Here is a 19,476-nt window from a genome sequence, read left to right as displayed (position 1 = left end):
TCCGCTATTCCCGGAACCCGGCGGCCATTCTTAAAAATACGCTTATTTTTACATCAAAATTCATTTACAATGCATACCGCTGCCATCCTTTACAACGGCGAACTCAGAACTACCGCTACCCATCCCCGCTCGGGCTCCGTTATCGAGACCGATGCGCCGGTAGACAATAACGGCAAAGGCGAACGTTTTTCCCCGACCGACATGGTAGCTTCGGCCCTCGGTTCCTGCATGCTCACCATCATGGGCATCAAAGCCCGCGACAAGGGTTGGAACATCGACGGCACTACCGTGAGCATCGACAAGATCATGGGCACCGATCCCCGCCGCATCACCGGCGTGAAAGTGCTCATCGCGGTGCCGCAAACCGCCGGGCTCGACGATACCGCCCGCAAGATCCTTGAAAACGCGGCCCTCACCTGCCCCGTTGCCAAAAGCCTCCATCCAGACATTCAGCAGGATGTGACTTTCACCTGGTAACCGTACAACGGCGCTCCCGGACAAGGGGTTACAACCTCCTGCAAAGTCTCTCCGGAAAACGAATACGGCCACCCCGCGAAGGGCGGCTTTTTCGTGTCACCATTCAAGCCCTGCATCTTCCTCCCCCAATCCGGCCCAGCTTCTTCGCCAAGCTCAGACGCGAGCCAATGTTCATCTCCCAGCAACCCCTTTCCTATCCTGCAATCCAGGCATTTTTTCTCATCGCAGAACTGTTGCCGCAGCTCGATGAGCGCCTGCGACTCCCCGGCCGAGCGCGCTTCCACGCCTTCCCGCGCCCAGGCGCGCAGAATACGGTTGCTTTCCGCGCCCAAAGCCTGCCACAGCGCCAGCGCCCGCCGCTGGAGCGCCTCGCTTTTCAGGTATTGCCCGTAGGCGTACAGCAACGGCGCCACGGCGTTGATCAGCACATGCCTCACGGCCTGCCGGCCCATGGAAGCCGTGCGGACAGACCGTATCCCGAACCGGTAGTGATCGTCCCAATACGCCGAGGGCTGAACGGTGAGGAGGGCTTCCAGGCTTTCGGGGCGTTCATTGTCGAGCATGGCGGAAAAGAGATGGGGCTCCTTGTGCAAAAGCGCCGCCAGGCAGGCGATGCGCATGGTCGGGAACGACGAGGGCCGCATCCGGAGCCAATGCCAGGCATGGGGCGCCATGGATTCGAGGCTGTACTTCCGGCAGAGGAAACGGTATTCTTCCTGGAGCTTCGCGGGCCAGGGTTCTTTGGGATCCTCCGGCAACAAGCCCGCCTGGCCGAACAGCAGGGCTTCCAGCGAAAGGGCGCTGTGGCGGATGCGCGTCAGCACGCGCCAGGGCGTGGCGGCCATCAGCTCGCGGAAAGCGTCGGTGTTGACCGGCATGCCGAAGCAGGCGGCCACGGCGCGGAGGCACACTTCCTCCCAGTTGGAACCGGTTTGCTTCAGCCAGCCAAGGAACACGCCGGCCTTGCGCTCCATCCGCCCCGCAGCCAGCCGGGCAAGCCAGTCTTCCCAGGCGCTGTCGGGCACGCGCGCCAGCAGGCGCGAACAGGGTAGCTCATCAGCATTGTCCATCAGCGCGCGGTAACGCCGCAGCAGGATTTTGGGAACGCGGGGCTGAAGCTCCAGTACGGGAATGTTCCCCGTATCGGCATCGTGCTGGAAAACGACGTGGAGGATCACCCGGTCGTACCGCCGGTCGTGCTGATGGCCGTGCCGCAGCCAGTCGGACGTACGATAATGGATTTCCACATTTCCCGCCCACAGGAGCGGGCCGATGCGGATACGGGCGGCGGAGAAATCGGGCCCGGCGTGGCGGTTGAGCTGGCCGGGATGGAGGATTTCGAGCGGCTCGCCGGCCACGGTGGCCAGGCGGTCGGTGTTAAACCTACCGGAAAGCCAGATGAACTGCAGGAGGGATTCCGGGCAGAGGGGGTCAACAAACGGTTTCATGAAAAAAGTATTAGATTTCGTTCAAAATTTACCATAAAAAATAAAGCAAAAACGAAAATCGCGGAAGGAATTTGGAAATCTGGCCTTCGTCGCCTTACCTTTGCGATCAGTTCTTAAATATCACTTATCCAGAAAGGCAGAGGGTACTGGCCCTGTGAAGCCTTAGCAACCAATTCCGCCCACGGCGGGAAAAAGGTGCTAATTCCGGCCCCGGATTACGGGGAAAGATAAGTTGGCAGAGATTTTCCTTGTAGCGCAACTATAATGTAGCGATATGCTCTTCCAACCCCCGGAAGGGCTTTTTTGTTTCCGACTGACATAATGTGAATTTAACCTGTACGTTTGCAGTGAACGTTGCGGCACGGCCGTTTCGTAAAAACAATGATCAACCATGCCCGCCGCCAGCAGGGGAATGCCGGAGCGGACAAACAAAACCAAACACAGATGAAACCATCTACGCAATTGATCCACAGCATCCCGGTAGACGAACTGACCGGTGCGATTTCGGTACCTATCTACCAATCGTCCACCTTTGTGCAGGAAAGCCCCGGGATCCACAAGGGCTTCGAATTCTCCAGGGCCAACAACCCTACGAGAAAAGTGCTGGAAGACATCATCACCAACCTCGAGGAAGGCTACGCCGGATTCGGGTTCGCCAGCGGCATGGCCGCCATCGACGCGGTGCTGAAACTCCTCAAGAGCGGAGACGAGATCATGGCCGTGGAAGACACTTACGGAGGCATCTTCTCCATCTTCAACCACATGTTCGAGCGCTTCGGCATCAAGGTCAATTTCGTGGACATGAGCGATACGGACAAAGTGCTCGAAAAGATCACCCCGAAAACGCGTATCATCTGGCTGGAATCTCCTACCAACCCCACGCTGAAGATATCCGACATCAAATCCATCAGCAAGATCGCGCGGCAGCATAATATTCTGTTGGTGGTAGACAATACTTTCAGCACACCGCTGCTGCAAAAGCCCATTCCCCTGGGTGCAGACATCGTTATCCATTCCGCTTCCAAATACCTGGCCGGGCATACCGACGTAATTGCGGGGCTCGTGGTGGTGAACAGCAAGCCCCTGGCCGATCAGCTGAAGTTCAACCAGAACATTTCCGGCAGCATCCTCAGTCCTTTCGAAGCCTGGCTCACCATCCGCGGCATCGAAACGCTCAGCCTGCGCCTGGAAAAACAGTGCGCCAACGCCCTGGCCATCGCCAACTGGCTGGCTGAGCACCCGGCGGTCGATAAAGTATTCTACCCCGGCCTGGCCACGCACAAGAACCACCACATCGCCCGGAAGCAGCAGAAAGCCTACGGCGGCATGGTCAGTTTTTCGCTGAAGGAAGATTTGATCAAAAACGCCATCCGCATCGTCAACACCACCAAACTCTTCAAACTGGCCGAAAGCTTCGGCGGCGTGAAGAGCATGCTGGCCCACCCGGTCACGATGACGCACCGCAACATCCCGGAAGAGTTCCGCCGCAAGGCAGGCCTTCAGGATTCCTGCATCCGCCTGTCTATCGGCATCGAAGACGCGGAAGACCTTATCAACGATCTCAAACAAGCTTTAGATAAACTTAACCAGCCTATCGGCAAACAAATTACCGTACTGCAATAAATATGGAACAGAAGACTATCAATCTCGGCATCTTCGGCTTCGGCTGTGTTGGCCAGGGCCTCTATGAAGTGCTGAACAGAACGAAAGGCATCAACGCCCGGATCAAGAAAATCTGTATCAAAGACCCGAACAAGCCGCGTCCCATCGACATGAGCTATTTCACGACAGACGCCAACGAGATACTGAACGATCCTACCATAGACGTGGTGGTGGAGCTGATCAACGAAACCGAGGCCGCCTTCGAGATCGTGAGCACCGCCCTTCGCAACGGCAAAGCCGTAGTGAGCGCCAGCAAGCGCATGATCGCCGAAAACCTGCCTGCGCTCTACCAGCTGCAGGTAGAGAACAAGGTGCCCTTCCTCTACGAGGCTTCCAGCTGCGCCAGCATTCCCATCATCCGCAACCTGGAGGAATATTACGATAACGACCTCCTCAACGCCGTGGAAGGCATCTGCAACGGATCTACCAATTACATCCTCACCAAAATATTCGAAGAGCACCTCAGCTTCGAAACCGCGCTCCAGCAGGCGCAAGACCTCGGCTTCGCGGAAACCGACCCTACGCTCGACGTGGAAGGCTACGATCCCAAATTCAAGATCGTCATCCTCCTGCTGCACGCATTCGGCACTTTCGTGAAGCCCGAAGAAGTGTTCAACTTCGGCATCAATCACCTCAACGATTTCGATATCAACTTCGCGCGCCAGCGCAATTGCACCATCAAGCTGATCGGCAATTGCCGCCGCCAGAACGGCAGCGTGAACGCCTATGTGCTCCCCCACCTCATCCGCGAGCACAACCTGCTGTATGACGTGTACAACGAATACAACGGCGTGCTCCTCGAATCCGCGTTTACCGACAAACAGTTCTTCGTAGGCAAAGGCGCGGGCGGCACCGCCACCGGCTCCGCCGTGCTGAGCGACATTTCGGCGCTGCTCTACAATTACCGTTACGAATACAAAAAGATCAAACAGCAGAACCAACCTTCGTTCACCAACGATGTACAGCTGAAAGTATACCTGCGCTTCAAATCGCCCGACCAGGTAGACCTCGCCTCGTTCTACAACATCTCCGAGAAATACGAATCCCCGGAATGCCGTTACGTGGTAGGCACCATCAACCTGCAGAAGCTGAAAGAAGCGAAATGGTTGAAAAATAAAGATGTGAACCTGCTGGTTTTGGAACAATAGTCTCCACAACTGATTGATAAAAAAACGGTCCGCCAGTAATGGTGGACCGTTTATTTTATCCCGCTCCCTGCGTGTGCGGGTTACCGTAATCACCTCACCGCATCAAGGATCGTTTTCATTCCGGCAATATATTCCTTACCTTGGCATCTGAATATAAACATTGTAACGCAATCCCTTACAGCTATGACTAAGAACATGTTGACCTTCAGCACCCGTGTGCATACACGAATTCCCTTATTTGCGGCACTGCTTTCACTCGCTGCCTGTTCCTCGAACGACACCGATGTACCGAAACCGATCATCGATCCCGTTGAACCGTCTTATCAGCTCGACTGGGAAGTTGATAAAGGAGAGATGAATCCCGTTGCCTCGGATACTACGTACTTCCTCTACAACGCCAATGGAACGCTGGACCGGATCACCTTTGCCCGCAAAGCCGAGCACGGAGACACGTCGAAATACACCACCAGGTTCGTATACGAAGGCGAAGTGCTGAAGCGCGTACTTCGGAAAGGCAAGATAAATTTAGATGGGCCCATGGTGATCACTTCCTCATCTGATGTGACGCTTACCGGAAATACACTATCCATCAAAAGTTACCACACCACCGGTTACCCTCAAATCACCGTCCAGAAATATACCTTCGAAAACTACCGGCCCATCTACCTCGACGACACAAGCTATGCCAGCAACCCGTATGAATATACCCGCTGCATCTGGAATGGCAACTATCTGAGCGAGCTTTGGTCATATAACCGTACCGGCCCTGGTGCACGAGACACCGTCCGCACATTTACGACCAAACATACTTATCTTGAAGGGAAGTCCAATCCATACATCACCGGCGGTATCGCGTTCCATTACTGGTTGCATTCCTTCACTTATAGTCACATTTTCAGTTCGGGGCTTATTCTGAAAAAAGAAGAGATCAACCATAAAAATGAACCGTTCCACACCGCGGAATGTACCTGGGAATTCAATACGGAAGGCCTTCCTGTTAAAATGAACGAGAAGCAGACCTCACATTCCATGCCCGGAAGCCCCGTAAACCGGAGGGGTTTCTTCTACGGTTACAGCAAACGATAGCAACTTTTAACCGGATATGAAAGGGAAGCCAGGTGCTTCCCTTTTTTTGCCCTGCCGCCAATGATGTAAATCTATCGGATGAGGATATTAATTTACCGGATAAACATGTCGGCTATACGCCGTCCGCATTGAAAAATGAGGTAGCCTTTGCAAACATGTATGTCTATCTGGGTAGTATCTTGTAACTACATAATTCCTCACCCAAAAAACCCTTTATTATGCTTAGAAAAGTTTGTGCAACCTTCGCCCTTATGGCAGCGTTCGCTGTTTTCACGTCCGAAAGCTCCGCCATCCAGCCCGCTAAGACAAAAGTGCCCGCTCCCAGGTTCAGCTGCTCGTTTACCCAGACAAATTTCAGCCTTTCCCTGACCGGCAACCCGGCTACGTCGTACACGTATACGATGATCAATTTCGCGGCGCACTATTTCGCTACCAATCCGTACACCCAGGCCCAATGGGAAACCGGTGTTGCGATCGGTACCATCACCGGCTGCACCTCCTCCACCCGGGTGCGCGGCACCAAAGTGCAGGCCGATGGCCGCCTGATGGAATGCACTATTTCCACATCCGGCACCGTGGTGATCCGCTGGCTCTCCGGCCCGCCGATGCCTTCTTCCGGCCCCACCGGCTCGTATGCGGTAGAATTCGCCAACGTGCCGATGTCGGCGTATTAATGAAAGTATTTTCTCAACAAAAAAAACGGGAAGCCATGTGCTTCCCGTTTTTTTTGTTGTATACGGACCGGGTGATGTTATTGGGTTTGATAAAGTTGATAGGCGAATTGACGGGCGAAGTCGGCCGTTGCGGGAGCAGAGAAATCTTCGCGCCGCCAGCTCATGCTTTCCAGCCGTCCACCCGTAAGGTAGGCGTGCCCGTAGGAATTGCGCCAGCGGAGGGTGCCGATAGCCGAAGACCCTTCTTCCACCGACCGCTCATTTTCACTGAGGGCCGCAAAATCGCGGCCAGTCCAGATGAAATAGCACCACGGCGGGAAAACACGCGCCAGTGCAGGTTGGTCTGTGTACTGATATTTGATGATGCCGGTGAGCACGATCGTTTCGGCGATAACGTCGAAGCTTTCACAGCGCGCTACGTTCCCTCCTTCCCAATACAATTTGAACAGCTGGTTGCGGGCGCCTGCATTCACGACATGCAGCTCGGCCAGCCGGTTGCCGTTGTACACGAGGGAATCGTAGTCGGTGACGGCCCACTGGCCGCTATGATCGAAATTATGATACTGGACCCGGGTGAGGCGATCGCCGGTGTACAGGAAAGAGCGGTCGATCCGTTGCTGCTGACCGAAGAAAAGATATGTAAAAACGAGCTTCCCGCCCGCCCAGGCCACTGCTGAGGAGTCTGTCCCGGAGGTGGTACGGGTTGTCCACGCGGAGGGCTCTCCGGCGTTGTTGTAGTAAAAAAAGTGGATTCACCGGCTCCGGCGATTTCCGTCAGTTTCCAGACGGGTTCGGTGGGGCGGGGTGTTACTGGTGCATCTTTTTTACTGCATGCCGCCAGCATCATCAGCGCGGCGGGTAGCATTTTCTTCATAGGTATTCGGTTGTCTGAACGCGGTTTCCGGGCACGCGGGGTTCGGTCAACTTCCATGCGTTAGCTTGGCGAAGATATAATAATATTACAGAATGCGTCTCCTTCCTGCTTCGCGAAGCCATTTTTGCGTAGTAATACTGATACTTAGCTGGACTGCCATTTTACTGTACCCGCTTCCTGAATTCGAAAGTATGCCGCCGGCTCCAGCCATAAGTACCGGACTGGGTAACAGATTTGTAAGTTTCTGTCCGCGTTTTCGGTAATCCATTTTCATCGAAAGCATATACGAAATGTGTAGAGTCGGCAGCATAGGCCTGAACATGCAGATTGACACGTTCGGTACATAGATCGTGGCTCAGGTAATGAATATCGATACCAGGCACGCCATATCGCATGGCCAACAAATTATTTTTGAACCACTGGCCATAGAAATTAGGGACACCGCCATACAGAAATTTGAAGTATCCGGTCAGAATGCGCTGATCTCCCTCCCAGCGATAATGTTTCATCTCCGTTGCATTCCCGTTGACCCAGCTGTATTCGAATACATAACGTGCCGCTTCGTAGCTGTCGCCACCCGGCACAAATACCAGGTTGCCCGCTAATTGCCCGGAAGCATTGTACTGGAAAGTATCTATGTGTGACAAATACCACCGCGAATTTGCGTCAAATCCATAAGATATTGTCCGGAAAAGGCGGTTGTCTTTATACTCGTAGTCGATGTAATCAATTCGAACATCATGTTGATCGTACAACTCGCGCTTTACCAATTTCTTATCGAGGTATATGAACTTTTCTGAAGTGTATCGCTTCCCCGCTTCCGTTTTATCTACGAACTGGACGATCCCGCTGATTATCTGGTTCGGATTGTATTCCACCTTGTTCAACCGTATTTCTCCGGCGGGCTGGTTAGGGTCGGATTCCGTCCAGCCGTACAGGTAAACGTCATCGCCGTTTTCGTTTCCCGGTAACGTCGGGACATCGTCGTTGGGCGAACAGGACGCCAGGGCTAACAGCGCCGCAAACACGGCCACGAAAGTTCTCGGGAAATTATACTTCATTTTTATCAGGTAAGGGATGTAATATCATCAAATCATCGTTGCAAATCGTTTACATGGCGAAGTGATGGTCAGGCAAGGTTAATTACAATTTCGCCAACCGTTCCGCCACCTGGCTGATGGGCAGCCCCATCACGTTGTAGAAATCGCCGTTGATACCGTCGATCCCCACGGCCCCGATCCACTCCTGGATGGCGTAGGCGCCGGCTTTATCGTAAGGCTGGTAGTTGTCTACATAAAACTCGATCTGCGCGGTGGTCAGCGGTTTGAAATGCACTTCCGTGGTCTGTGAAAACGCCTGTTCCTCGCCGTTGCGGACGATCACCACGCCCGTGATCACCGTATGCACCCGGCCGCTCAACCGGCCCAGGATATGGATGGCGTCTGCCCGGTCTGCCGGTTTGCCGATCACGTCGCCATCCAGCACCACGATGGTATCTGCGGCCACAATGATATCGTCTGCACCGTAATGGGCCTGCACCGCCTTCGCTTTCTGCCGGGCGATGTGCTCCGGCACTTCGGGCACCGGCATGCCTTCGGGCCACGATTCGTCGGCCGCGCTTACTTTTACTTCGAAGGGGATGCCGGCCTGCTCCAGGAGTTGCGCGCGGCGGGGGCTCTGGCTGGCCAGTATAACGGGTTTGCGGGAATACATGCTACATGATTTTAAAAAACACCATAGACAGGATGCCGGTCAGCATCACGATCTTGATCCAGGTGGAAATGGAATGGTAATGCTCCGGCTGGTACGCCTTCGCCAACGGCCGCTGGATGAACCACGCGAGCGGGAAAACGACGAACAGGCCCACATATCCCACCGCGGGATACCAACCCCGTGCAAAAGTTACGCCCATCAACACGAGTAACAGTAATTCCAGCACCAGTATCAACACCATGGTAAAATTCTTCGTTTTCTTCACGCCCCAAACGATGGGCAGCGTCCGGCAACCGTCTTTGCTGTCGCCGATCATGTCTTCCATATCCTTCACGATCTCCCGGATCATGGACAACAGGAACGCGAACAATGCGTAAATGCCGATGACCTGGATGAGCTTCCGGCCTGCGGGCGACATGATCGCCTCGAAGCTCTCATAAATCTGTTTCTCGTAAAAACCCACCACCACAACGCTGAGCGCCGTCAGCAGCGAGATCACGACATTGCCGATGATCACCTGGCGCTTGAACGACGTGGAATAGAACCACAGCAACATGGTGCAGATCACCTGGATGAAGCCCAGGTAAAACTGGCCGATCTTGAACGCCACGAGGAAACCGATGGAAACCCCGGCCATGTTGAGCATGGTATGCCAGGCCATGGCCCAGCGGCGGTTGATGATCTTTTCCACCACCATTTTTTCCGGCTTGTTGACCAGGTCTATATTGATGTCGAAATAATCGTTGATGATATAGCCGCCTGCCGCCACCATCAGCGTGGAAATGCAGAGCAGCACGAAATGCGGCCAGGTAAGGGAGGGCTCGAGCCCGCTTTTCTGCAGCACGGGCGCCACCACGCAAAACTGCAACAGCAACTGCGTGAGCGCGATGTAGATCAGGTTCGGATACCGGATCATCCTGAAAAAAGCTGCGATAAGGGTCATTATATGTTTTTATGGAAGTGATTTCGGATTGGGCTACCTGGCGCTGATGCCCTCGTCGAGCTGCCAGTCGCCATTGAGCTTCAGCACCTTTTCGATGACGTCGCGCGCGCATCCTGCCCCACCGGTGATGGGCGAAATGTAACGGCTGATGGATTTGATCTCCGGCGCCGCATCTGCCGGGCAGGTTGCCAGCCCTACCAGCTGCATGGCGCGGTAATCGGGGATATCGTCTCCCATGAACAGGATCTCGTCCCAAACAAGATCGTGCTCCAGGGCATAGGCCTCCAGCCTCTCCACTTTGTCGGCCACGCCGGTAAACACGTCGCTGATCCCCAGTCCGTTGAGCCTCGATACCACACTTTCCGACCTTCCGCCGGAAATAATGGCGATCCGGTAGCCTTTCTTCACCGCCAGCTGCAGGGCGTACCCGTCGCGGATGCTCATTTTACGGCTCAGTTCGCCGCCGGGCAGCAGCTGTACCGTTCCGTCGGTCAGCACACCGTCTACGTCGAACACGAAAGTGCGGATGCGGGAAAAATGTTCCAATACGTTCATAACTATCAATCTGTCGTTTCTGCGTTGGCCGGCCGGGGGGCCGGTGCGCAAAAATATTCGTTAATCGGGAGACCGCCAATCATTTATGGAACTGGAGAATACTTTCCGACAGCAACGGGTAAATCTGGGCCATGGAGGGGTAATTGACGAGCAGGGATTCGTGCAGGGCCATGGTTTTTTCGTCGTTCCTGACCGCCGGGCCGGTTTGTACGCTTTCCGGCGGGAACTTGTCGAGCCGCTGGAAAGTTTCCCGGATGAGGGGCGCCAGCAACTGGAAATCGCGCCCTTCCTGTTCGCAATAGAATTTGGCGAGGGCGATGAGGTGGTTGGTGAAATTATTGCAGAAAACGGCGGCCAGGTGCATCTGGAGCCGTTGTTCGGAGTTCATGATGGAAATGGAGCCGCTGATGCTCTGAGCCAGGGCCAGGAGGCGCTTCTGCACTTCGTCAGACGAGGCTTCCAGCATGAGGGGGATTTCGGGGTAGGACTTATTCTCCTTCCGGATGCTTTGCAAGGGGTATAATACGCCCGTGTTGGTGGAAATATTGCCGATGGCCGACAGGGGAACGGCGCCCGCGGTGTGCACCACGATGCGGCGGCCCAGGCGGAGATCGTTGTTCAGCTGGGCGAGGGCATCGTCTCCCACGGCCAGGAGGTACACGTCTGCCTCCATATGAATGTCCATCAGGTCGCCGGAAGATTCGGCGCCGAGGGATTCCGCCAGCACCCGGGCGTTGTCCTTGTTACGGCTGATCACCTGCTTTACAGGATGGCCGTGCAGCTTCATGAGGTGACCAAAACAATGCGCTACATTCCCTGATCCGATAATGACGATGTCCATGGCGTTCGATGTAAGTAAAAATGAATATGTAATATAAGCGTCTTTCGGCGAAAAGGAGATAACATAATAATATGGCGTCTGTTGCACGCTGGAATTCAAGTATTTAACCTTATCTATTTTTTATATCATCCTACTTTTATATAATTGCATCAATCGGATTTGTAATATTGATACAAATTTCAGCGTAATTACAGACATAAAAAGGCGTTCATGGCTAAAAATCTCGTGATTGTAGAATCCCCGGCAAAGGCGAAAACGATTGAGAAAATATTAGGAAAGGATTTTGAAGTGAAATCTTCCTTCGGTCACATCCGTGACCTGGAGAAGGATGACATGGGAATCGACATTCAGAATAATTTCAAACCGAAATATATAATACCGGAAGACAAGGAAAAGGTTGTCAAGGAATTAAAAAAACTGGTGAAAGACTCCGAGGAGGTTTGGCTCGCAACGGATGAGGACCGCGAAGGGGAAGCCATTTCATGGCACCTTTGCGAAGTGCTCGGCCTCGATCCCTCCTCTACCAAACGCATTGTATTTCACGAGATTACGAAACCCGCCATCGAAAAAGCCGTTCGTACGCCCCGCCTGCTCGACATGAACCTGGTGAACGCCCAGCAGGCCCGCCGTATCCTCGACCGGATCGTGGGCTTCGAGCTGTCTCCCGTGCTCTGGCGCAAAATGAGCATGCGCAATTCCCTGTCTGCCGGCCGCGTACAATCCGTTGCCGTTAGGCTGATCGTAGAGCGCGAACGCGAGATCAACCAGTTCGAGACCACCAGCTCCTTCAAGGTAGAGGCCTGGTTCATGGCCAAAGACATCCAGGGCCGGACCATCGCCTTCAAGGCCGACGGCCCCTCCCGCTTCAAAACCGCGGAAGACGCCGAAAAGTTCCTCGAACAGTGCGTCGGCGCCGCCTATACGGTGAAAGACGTGACCGTGAAACCGGGGAAAAAATCCCCCGCCGCCCCGTTCACTACTTCCACCCTCCAGCAGGAAGCCTCCCGCAAGCTCGGGTACAGCGTGTCCAAAACGATGCTCCTCGCCCAGAAGCTCTACGAATCCGGGCAGATCACCTACATGAGAACGGACTCCGTTAACCTGTCAGACACCGCCATGGAAGATATCAGCAAAGCCATCCACAAAAACTGGGGCGACCGCTACTATCAATCCCGCAAATACAAAAACAAGAACGAAAACGCCCAGGAAGCGCACGAAGCCATCCGTCCCACTTACATGGAAAACGCTTCGGTAGACGATTCCGACCTCAAACGCCTCTACGAACTGATCTGGAAACGCACCATCGCCAGCCAGATGGCCGACGCGGAACTGGAGAAAACCATCGCCAAGATCGATATCTCCACCAACCACGAAGAGCTTACCGCCAGCGGCGAAGTGCTGAAATTCGACGGCTTCCTGAAAGTATATATGGAGAGCCGCGACGATGAAGATGCCGACGAAGAGGACCAGGAAGGCGTATTGCCGCCCCTGGCCGTGAAACAGGCGCTGGAACTGAAGGAAATGAAAGCCACCGAACGATTCACCCGCCCCGCTCCCCGGTACACGGAAGCCTCGCTGGTAAAGAAACTCGAAGAGCTCGGCATCGGCCGCCCATCCACCTACGCCCCCACCATCACCACCATCCAGAAACGCGGATATGTGGAGAAGCGCGACAAGGAAGGCGTGAAAAGGGATTTCCGCATCCTGTGGCTGAAAAACGACAAAATCAGCAAACAAACCGACCAGGAAAATACCGGCGCCGAAAAAGCAAAACTCTTCCCGACCGACCTCGGGATGCTGGTGACCGACTTCCTGAAACAATATTTCGACCGGGTAATGGATTATGGGTTCACCGCCCGCATCGAAGAAGAATTCGACGAAATCGCCGGCGGCAAGAAGAAATGGAACAAAATGCTGTCCGACTTCTACGCCCCGTTCCATAATAATGTGGAAGAAACGCTGGAAAAAGCGGAAAGAGTGAAGGGAGAACGCCACCTCGGCGAAGACCCCGCCTCCGGCAAGCCCGTTACCGCCCGCATGGGCCGCTTCGGCCCCATGGTGCAGATCGGGAAGGTAGACGACGAGGAAAAGCCCCGTTTCGCCAAACTGAAACAGACCCAGAGCATCGAGACCATCACGTTCGAGGAAGCCATGGACCTGTTCCGCCTCCCCCGCAACCTCGGCCTGTTCGAAGGCACGGAAGTGTCCGTGAACATCGGCAGGTTCGGGCCCTACGCACAACACGATAAGAAATTCTATTCCCTCAAAAAGGAAATGGACCCTTACACCGTGGAACTGGAAGAAGTAGCGCCGCTCATCGTCGAGAAACGCCAGGCCAAAGACGAACGTACCATCAAGGTGTTCGAAAAGGAAAAGATCCAGGTGCTGAGAGGCCCCTACGGTCCGTACCTGAAAGTAGGCCTGCGCAACTATAAACTGCCGAAAGAAAAACATGAGACCGCCGCCGATATCACCGTGGAAGAAGCCAAAGCCATCATCGAAGAGCTGAAAGCCAACCCACCCAAGAAAAAGGCACCGCCCCGCAAAAAGAAAGCGGACTAGGCAAAAATTCGTAACTTAAAGACAAGAATCCTTAACTCATTCCATTGCACGAAACAAGGGAAATAAACGCGTTATTCCATCTGCTGGACGATCCTGACCAGGAAGTGTTCGACACCGTGGCCAACAAAATCCTCATGTTCGGGAAAGAAATCATCCCCAACCTCGAGCATTTGTGGGAAACGACGATCGACGAACATATCCAGGAACGCATCGAAATGCTGATCCATCGCGTCCATTACCAGGACTTGCAGGAGGATTTCCGGGTTTGGCATTCCGGTGGCTCGCAGGAGCTCATCAAGGGTGCATTGCTCACCGCTAAATACCAATACCCCGACCTCACGGAACAGTCTGTCCACACCGAAATCGACCGCATCAAACGCAATATCTGGCTCGAACTGAATAATTACCTCACCCCGCTGGAGCAGATCAATGTCCTCAACAGCATGATCTACAATTATTTCGGCCTCAAAGGGGAAGAAGTAAGCTACCAGCGCAAAAACCAGTTCTTCATCAACCAGGTGATGGAAAGCCGCAAAGGCAATCCCCTCACAAACGGGATTGTGTACCAGGCCCTCTGCGCCATGCTCGATTTGCCGGTATATGCCGTCAAGATTCCCCGGCAATTCATTCTCGCGTATTTCGATACGTTTTATGATTTCACGGAGCCGGCAGACCCGGGAGACTATCGCATCCTCTTCTTCATCGACCCCATCCAGGGGCAGATTTATACGCAGCAGGATGTGGATACCTATCTCAAGCGCGTAAACGTGCCCGTTAATCCCGAGTTCTACAAACCGCAGAGCAATGCCCGCATCGTCCAGTTCCTGCTGGAGGAAACGGCGAAATGCTTCCGCAACGACAAGGAACAGTATAAGCACGACGAGCTGCTGAACCTTGCCCGCATTCTCGACTGACGTGACACCGATGTATAAAAAAAGCGGTCCCGGCTAAACCAGGACCGCTTTTTTATGGATAAAATTTCAGATTATTTCGAAGAAGGATTGTAGTACTTCATGGCTTCGGGCATGAGCTTTTGCAGCTGCGCGATGCGTTTATCGTCGCTCGGGTGGGTGCTCAGCAGTTCCGGGGGTTTCTGTCCACCGCTGGCCTGCGCCATACGGCCCCAGAAAGAGATGGATTCCTGCGGGTTATAACCTGCCATGGCCATGAAGATCACGCCGAGATGGTCTGCTTCCAGCTCATTTTGACGGCCGTAGGCCATGAGGCCGAGCGGGCCGCCAACGCCCACGGCCTGCATGAAGATATTCTGGGCCTGGGGGTTCTTGTTGAGGGCTACGGCGCCGGCGATCTGGATGCCCTGTGCCACGAGGCCCTGGCTCATCCGCTCGTTACCATGCCGTGCGATGGCGTGGGCGATTTCGTGGCCCATAACGCAGGCGAGCGCCGTTTCGTTCTGGGTCACGGGAAGCAGGCCGGTGTAAACCACCACTTTGCCGCCGGGCATACACCAGGCGTTTACCTGTTTGTCGTTGACGAGGTTGAATTCCCATTTATAGCTGGCCACTTCATTGCCCATGCCATGCTGGGTCATGTAGGTGGTTACTGCCTGGGCGATGCGCCCCCCAACCCGTTGTACCATGGCAGCATCCTTGCTGTTGCCCGGCGAAACGGCTTTGTTCTGGGAAAGGAAAGACTGGTATTCCTGTAGCGCCATGGATTGCATGGTAGCTTCCGGAATGAGGTTTAACTGGCTGCGGCCGGTGATGGGCACTCTCGAACAGGCGTAAATAAGACCGGTTCCTGCAACCAATAACAACGCAATTTTTTTCATCGGGTCGATAGTTTAATAGAAGAAGGTGATAGTCGCTGCGCAATACAATAACACGTTGCTGCGAACGGTTGTTGCGGCGAATTTACCAATTCCTGAAAGAAGAATACAATCGTTGTGCCGGATTTGCGGGAACGGGGAAATTACAGGTCGCTGCCGTGCCTGTTTTTCCTGTTTTTGAAGAGAGGAACTTTGGATTCGTTACCGCTGAGCAGGCGAACGATGTTCTTCTGGTGCGTGAGCACGACCATCACAGCAACGGCAATGGCGAAAATGCGGTAATACGTTTCCTCTTCGCGGAATACGAAGAGAATGAGCACCGGGAACGCGATGCTCGCCAGGATGGAACTGAGCGATACGTACCGGGTGAGGAAAAGGATCATGAGGAAAACGCCCACGCAGTAAAGGGCCACGAGCGGCTGAATGGCGAGCACCATCCCGAAGAGGGTGGCAATACCCTTACCGCCGCGGAAACCCGCCCATATGGGGAATATATGGCCAACAACGGCAGCCAGGCCAAGGCCCACCTGCAGGTTGATCAGTTGTTCGGTTGAATCGTGAGGCATAAGGTAGGATAGTCTGACAGCCAGCACGCCTTTCAGCATGTCTACCAACATCACGAACGTACCGGCCTTGGGGCCCAGCACGCGGAACGTGTTGGTAGCGCCGGCATTACCGGAACCATGCTCGCGGATATCGATACCGAAAACTCCCTTGCTCACCCACACAGCGGTAGCAAAAGAGCCAATCAGATAGGCGCAGATAATTAGCAATAATTCTGTCATCACAATAAGTTAGAACTGCTAAGGTAGCAATTAAAGTGTTAAAATGAATGTAAATTTCACTGCAATGATAAGGTAATTACGCTTAAATCAGTAATTAAAATATGATAATTTTTCCACATTAACCGGCGATGAATGAAAGCGCCAGCCAGTGCTCCCTCTCTGCCCGTTTTTCGGGACGCAGCCCCTCTGCCAGGGCCGCCTTAACAATTGCAGGTTCGTCTTCCTGCAATATACCACTCAAAATCAATATACCGTGTTTTTTGAGGATTCTTTTCATCTCCCCCATATTGGCTAACAAAATGTTACGGTTGATATTGGCCAAAACCACGTCGAACCGGCCGCTTTCCTCGCCGGAAAGACTATCGGCACGGCTGAAATGCACATTCCCCGAAGCATTCATCTCCGCATTTTCCGTAGCGTTTTCCACCGCCCAATCGTCTATATCGATACCTTTCGTTTCCGCAGCGCCCAGCTTATCCGCCAAAATCGCCAGGATGCCCGTGCCCGACCCGAAATCGAACACCTGTTTCCCCCTGAAGTCCACATCCCGCATGAGTCGTACTACCGAAAACGTGGTGGCGTGGTGCCCCGTACCGAAAGACATCTTCGGCGTGATGATGATCTCATGCGCCACCGCATCGCCCAAAGGCGCGTGGAAACCCGCGCGGATCCCGCAAAAATCGTCTACGAGCACCGGCTCGAAGCTACTTTCCCACAAAGCGTTCCAGTTCGCCTGCTCGATCCTTTCCTTCGTATAATCCACCCCGTGAGACCCCACGAGCCCCTGCAAATCGTTCTCGATGAAATCCCCCTCGGGAATAAACGCGACCAGCGCATCCGGGCGCTCCTCGAAACCTTCGTAACCCATGTCGCTCAATTGGGCGACCAGCACATCCCGCAGCTCCTGCGGCGCGGCAATCGTTATGGCAATGTAAGACATGGGCGCAAGATACATTTTTCCTCCCCCACCTCAATTTTCTTGGCCAATTCCCCGACTGTATTTATATTTGATTTTTATTAAATATAACCTTATCCTATGAAAAAGCTCATCGTTCTCGCAGCCTTACTGGGCGGCAATTTCGCCTTATCCGCCCAATCCACCATCGTACCGCACGAATACGAGAAAAAAGACTCCGTCTTTTACCAGGTGCCCAACGCGGTGCTGGTGATCGACAAACTCGACATCGAAGATTATTTCAAAAACCTCGATACCGTGTTGGTCCAGAAGCAGTACGATAAAACCGTTTTCCGCAACATCCAATTTTCTCCGCTGAACCCCGAAGAAGTACAGCGCCATTACAGCCTGGCCAGCAAGTTCTGGACCGCGTCCAAAGCCAATCCGCTCAGCTACAGCACCGACAAGATCACGCTGTTCTGGAACGACAATGAAGGCATCATCCTCCCCTATATCGACGAAATCATCCCCGACCTGCTCGAAGCCGGCAAAGTGCAGGTGGTAGACCGTTCCACCAACAAACGCGTGAAACTCTACAAGCTGGATTATGAGGACGTGAACGGCAAATCGTTCCGGATCTTCAAGCTGGAAAAGGGAAAAGTGATCTGGCGCGAAAGTGAGGTATTCGTGGAGCAGGTGTATAACGCAGGCAGATAAACGCCGATCCCGCTAAAACATAGAACGCTGCTTCCGGGCAGCGTTTTTTTATGGGTAAAGCATACCCAAAAATGAAAACGCCCCCGTTTCCGGAGGCGTTTTTCTTATGTAAGCTATTCACACGATTCTTATTGCTCGTCGAACACGGGGCCCAGTTCAGGACCGTCGTTCTGTTCGGTTTGCTGGGAAGGACGGGGCCCGCGATCGCCACGGTCTCCACGGTCTCCGCGGTCACCACGATCACGACGGTCGCCTCCGCGATCACGATCGCCACCGCCACGGCGGTCTCCACGATCACCACCACGGTCACGACGATCGCCACGGTCTCCGCGGTCGCCACGTTCTTCACGTTCGGGGCGTTCCACGTAACCTTCGGGTTTCGGCATGAGTATCCTGCGGCTCAGTTTGAATTTACCGGTTTTGGGATCGGTGCCTACCAGTTTCACTTTCACTTTATCGCCTTCGCTCAGCACGCCGTCCATGTTCTCGAGGCGTTTCCAGGAAACTTCGGAGATATGGAGCAGGCCTTGTTTGCCGGGGAGGAATTCAACGAATGCGCCGTAAGGCATTACGCTTTTCACCACGGATTCGTATTCCTCACCAACTTCGGGCTGGGCAACGATGCCTTTGATCCAGCGAACGGCCTTGTCGAGGTTTTCTTTCTGGGTTGCGAAGATGGAAACTTCACCATGCTGGCCAACTTCTTCGATGTTGATGTTGGTGCCGGTTTCACGTTGGATTTCCTGAATAACTTTACCGCCGGGTCCGATCACCGCGCCGATGAATTCACGGTCGATGGTCATTTTCTCCATGCGCGGAGCGTGCGGTTTCGGTTCAGGACGGGCGTTTTCGATGGTGCTGTACATCGCGTCGAGGATGTGCAGGCGGCCTTTACGTGCCTGGGCGAGCGCTGCGCGCATTACGTCCATGCTGAGGCCGTCTACCTTGATATCCATCTGCACGCCGCAGATGCCATCGCGGGTACCGGTTACTTTGAAGTCCATATCGCCGAGGTGGTCTTCATCGCCGAGGATGTCGCTCAAAACGGCCCATTTGCCGTCGGAAGCGCGGGAGATGAGGCCCATTGCGATGCCGGATACGTGTTTGGGCAGGGGCACGCCAGCGTCCATGAGGGCGAGGGAGCCTGCGCAAACGGTAGCCATGGAAGAAGAACCGTTGGATTCGAGGATATCGGACACTACGCGCACGGTGTAGGCGTAATCGCTACCGGGCATCATGATGCGCAGGGAGCGCATGGCCAGGTTACCGTGGCCCACTTCGCGACGGCCGGGGCCGCGCATCATCTT

General features: G+C 54.1%; 19 protein-coding genes and 1 riboswitch. Of the genes, 8 read left to right on the top strand and 11 right to left on the bottom strand.

The window, feature by feature from the left end:
- Positions 1-69: 69 nt before the first annotated feature.
- Positions 70-477 (top strand): OsmC family protein, encoded by a 408-nt coding sequence (locus WJU22_RS11300; protein WP_126247272.1) that lies wholly within the window; start codon positions 70-72, stop codon positions 475-477.
- Here the strand turns inward: WJU22_RS11300 and WJU22_RS11295 are convergent.
- Entirely contained in the window at positions 450-1,925 is a 1,476-nt protein-coding gene (locus tag WJU22_RS11295; protein ID WP_341843340.1) for a DUF2851 family protein, read from the bottom strand. The genes WJU22_RS11300 and WJU22_RS11295 overlap by 28 nt on opposite strands.
- Before the next feature lie 121 nt (positions 1,926-2,046).
- Positions 2,047-2,159: riboswitch (SAM riboswitch) on the top strand.
- Positions 2,160-2,369: 210 nt separating this feature from the next.
- Between WJU22_RS11295 and WJU22_RS11290 the strand changes: the two genes are divergently transcribed.
- The 4 genes from WJU22_RS11290 (at position 2,370) to WJU22_RS11275 (ending at position 6,495) form a co-directional block, all read left to right on the top strand.
- The gene (locus WJU22_RS11290; protein ID WP_341843339.1) at positions 2,370-3,548 is read left to right on the top strand and encodes a PLP-dependent aspartate aminotransferase family protein; all 1,179 of its coding nucleotides are present in this window, start codon (positions 2,370-2,372) and stop codon (positions 3,546-3,548) included.
- A 2-nt stretch (positions 3,549-3,550) separates the two neighbouring features.
- Complete coding sequence (locus WJU22_RS11285; RefSeq protein ID WP_126247278.1) at positions 3,551-4,735, top strand: homoserine dehydrogenase; 1,185 nt, start codon at positions 3,551-3,553, stop codon at positions 4,733-4,735.
- A gap of 183 nt (positions 4,736-4,918) precedes the next feature.
- Positions 4,919-5,821: a hypothetical protein gene (locus WJU22_RS11280; protein ID WP_341843338.1), complete on the top strand. Its 903-nt coding sequence runs from the start codon at positions 4,919-4,921 to the stop codon at positions 5,819-5,821.
- Positions 5,822-6,072: 251 nt separating this feature from the next.
- Positions 6,073-6,495 (top strand): hypothetical protein, encoded by a 423-nt coding sequence (locus tag WJU22_RS11275; protein ID WP_341843337.1) that lies wholly within the window; start codon positions 6,073-6,075, stop codon positions 6,493-6,495.
- Positions 6,496-6,572: 77 nt separating this feature from the next.
- On the opposite strand, the gene WJU22_RS11270 is transcribed toward WJU22_RS11275, so the two are convergent.
- The 6 genes from WJU22_RS11270 to WJU22_RS11245 form a co-directional block, all read right to left on the bottom strand.
- Entirely contained in the window at positions 6,573-7,166 is a 594-nt protein-coding gene (locus tag WJU22_RS11270) for a hypothetical protein (RefSeq protein WP_341843336.1), read from the bottom strand.
- A gap of 364 nt (positions 7,167-7,530) precedes the next feature.
- Positions 7,531-8,430: a hypothetical protein gene (locus WJU22_RS11265; protein WP_341843335.1), complete on the bottom strand. Its 900-nt coding sequence runs from the start codon at positions 8,428-8,430 to the stop codon at positions 7,531-7,533.
- Positions 8,431-8,512: 82 nt separating this feature from the next.
- A complete protein-coding gene (locus WJU22_RS11260) occupies positions 8,513-9,082 on the bottom strand; it encodes a Maf family protein (RefSeq protein WP_341843334.1) in 570 nt (189 codons plus the stop codon).
- A gap of 1 nt (position 9,083) precedes the next feature.
- Positions 9,084-10,025 (bottom strand): geranylgeranylglycerol-phosphate geranylgeranyltransferase, encoded by a 942-nt coding sequence (locus WJU22_RS11255; RefSeq protein ID WP_341843333.1) that lies wholly within the window; start codon positions 10,023-10,025, stop codon positions 9,084-9,086.
- A 33-nt stretch (positions 10,026-10,058) separates the two neighbouring features.
- On the bottom strand, positions 10,059-10,580 hold the full coding sequence (locus WJU22_RS11250; RefSeq protein WP_341843332.1) for a 3-deoxy-D-manno-octulosonate 8-phosphate phosphatase: 522 nt from the start codon (positions 10,578-10,580) through the stop codon (positions 10,059-10,061).
- Positions 10,581-10,659: 79 nt separating this feature from the next.
- Entirely contained in the window at positions 10,660-11,421 is a 762-nt protein-coding gene (locus WJU22_RS11245; protein ID WP_341843331.1) for a Rossmann-like and DUF2520 domain-containing protein, read from the bottom strand.
- Positions 11,422-11,631: 210 nt separating this feature from the next.
- On the opposite strand from WJU22_RS11245, the gene topA reads away from it, so the two are divergent.
- Both topA and WJU22_RS11235 read left to right on the top strand, forming a co-directional pair.
- On the top strand, positions 11,632-13,983 hold the full coding sequence (gene topA / locus WJU22_RS11240) for a type I DNA topoisomerase (RefSeq protein ID WP_341843330.1): 2,352 nt from the start codon (positions 11,632-11,634) through the stop codon (positions 13,981-13,983).
- A 44-nt stretch (positions 13,984-14,027) separates the two neighbouring features.
- Complete coding sequence (locus WJU22_RS11235) at positions 14,028-14,897, top strand: transglutaminase-like domain-containing protein (RefSeq protein ID WP_341843329.1); 870 nt, start codon at positions 14,028-14,030, stop codon at positions 14,895-14,897.
- 71 nt (positions 14,898-14,968) lie between these two features.
- Here the strand turns inward: WJU22_RS11235 and WJU22_RS11230 are convergent, their stop codons facing one another.
- The 3 genes from WJU22_RS11230 to prmA form a co-directional block, all read right to left on the bottom strand.
- On the bottom strand, positions 14,969-15,775 hold the full coding sequence (locus WJU22_RS11230; protein ID WP_341843328.1) for a M48 family metallopeptidase: 807 nt from the start codon (positions 15,773-15,775) through the stop codon (positions 14,969-14,971).
- A gap of 140 nt (positions 15,776-15,915) precedes the next feature.
- Positions 15,916-16,557 carry a glycerol-3-phosphate 1-O-acyltransferase PlsY gene (plsY, locus tag WJU22_RS11225; RefSeq protein WP_341843327.1) on the bottom strand — a complete coding sequence of 214 codons (642 nt, stop codon included), beginning with the start codon at positions 16,555-16,557 and terminating at the stop codon, positions 15,916-15,918.
- A 118-nt stretch (positions 16,558-16,675) separates the two neighbouring features.
- Positions 16,676-17,497 carry a 50S ribosomal protein L11 methyltransferase gene (gene prmA, locus WJU22_RS11220; RefSeq protein WP_341843326.1) on the bottom strand — a complete coding sequence of 274 codons (822 nt, stop codon included), beginning with the start codon at positions 17,495-17,497 and terminating at the stop codon, positions 16,676-16,678.
- 96 nt (positions 17,498-17,593) lie between these two features.
- Between prmA and WJU22_RS11215 the strand changes: the two genes are divergently transcribed.
- The gene (locus WJU22_RS11215; RefSeq protein ID WP_341843325.1) at positions 17,594-18,169 is read left to right on the top strand and encodes a hypothetical protein; all 576 of its coding nucleotides are present in this window, start codon (positions 17,594-17,596) and stop codon (positions 18,167-18,169) included.
- A gap of 128 nt (positions 18,170-18,297) precedes the next feature.
- On the opposite strand, the gene WJU22_RS11210 is transcribed toward WJU22_RS11215, so the two are convergent.
- Complete coding sequence (locus tag WJU22_RS11210) at positions 18,298-19,473, bottom strand: S1 RNA-binding domain-containing protein (protein ID WP_341843768.1); 1,176 nt, start codon at positions 19,471-19,473, stop codon at positions 18,298-18,300.
- Positions 19,474-19,476 lie beyond the last annotated feature (3 nt).

The sequence above is a fragment of the Chitinophaga caseinilytica genome (assembly GCF_038396765.1).
Taxonomy (GTDB): Bacteria; Bacteroidota; Bacteroidia; order Chitinophagales; family Chitinophagaceae; genus Chitinophaga; species Chitinophaga caseinilytica.
Note: the sequence above shows the minus strand (reverse complement) of the source record. Positions and strands in the feature narration are given on the sequence as shown.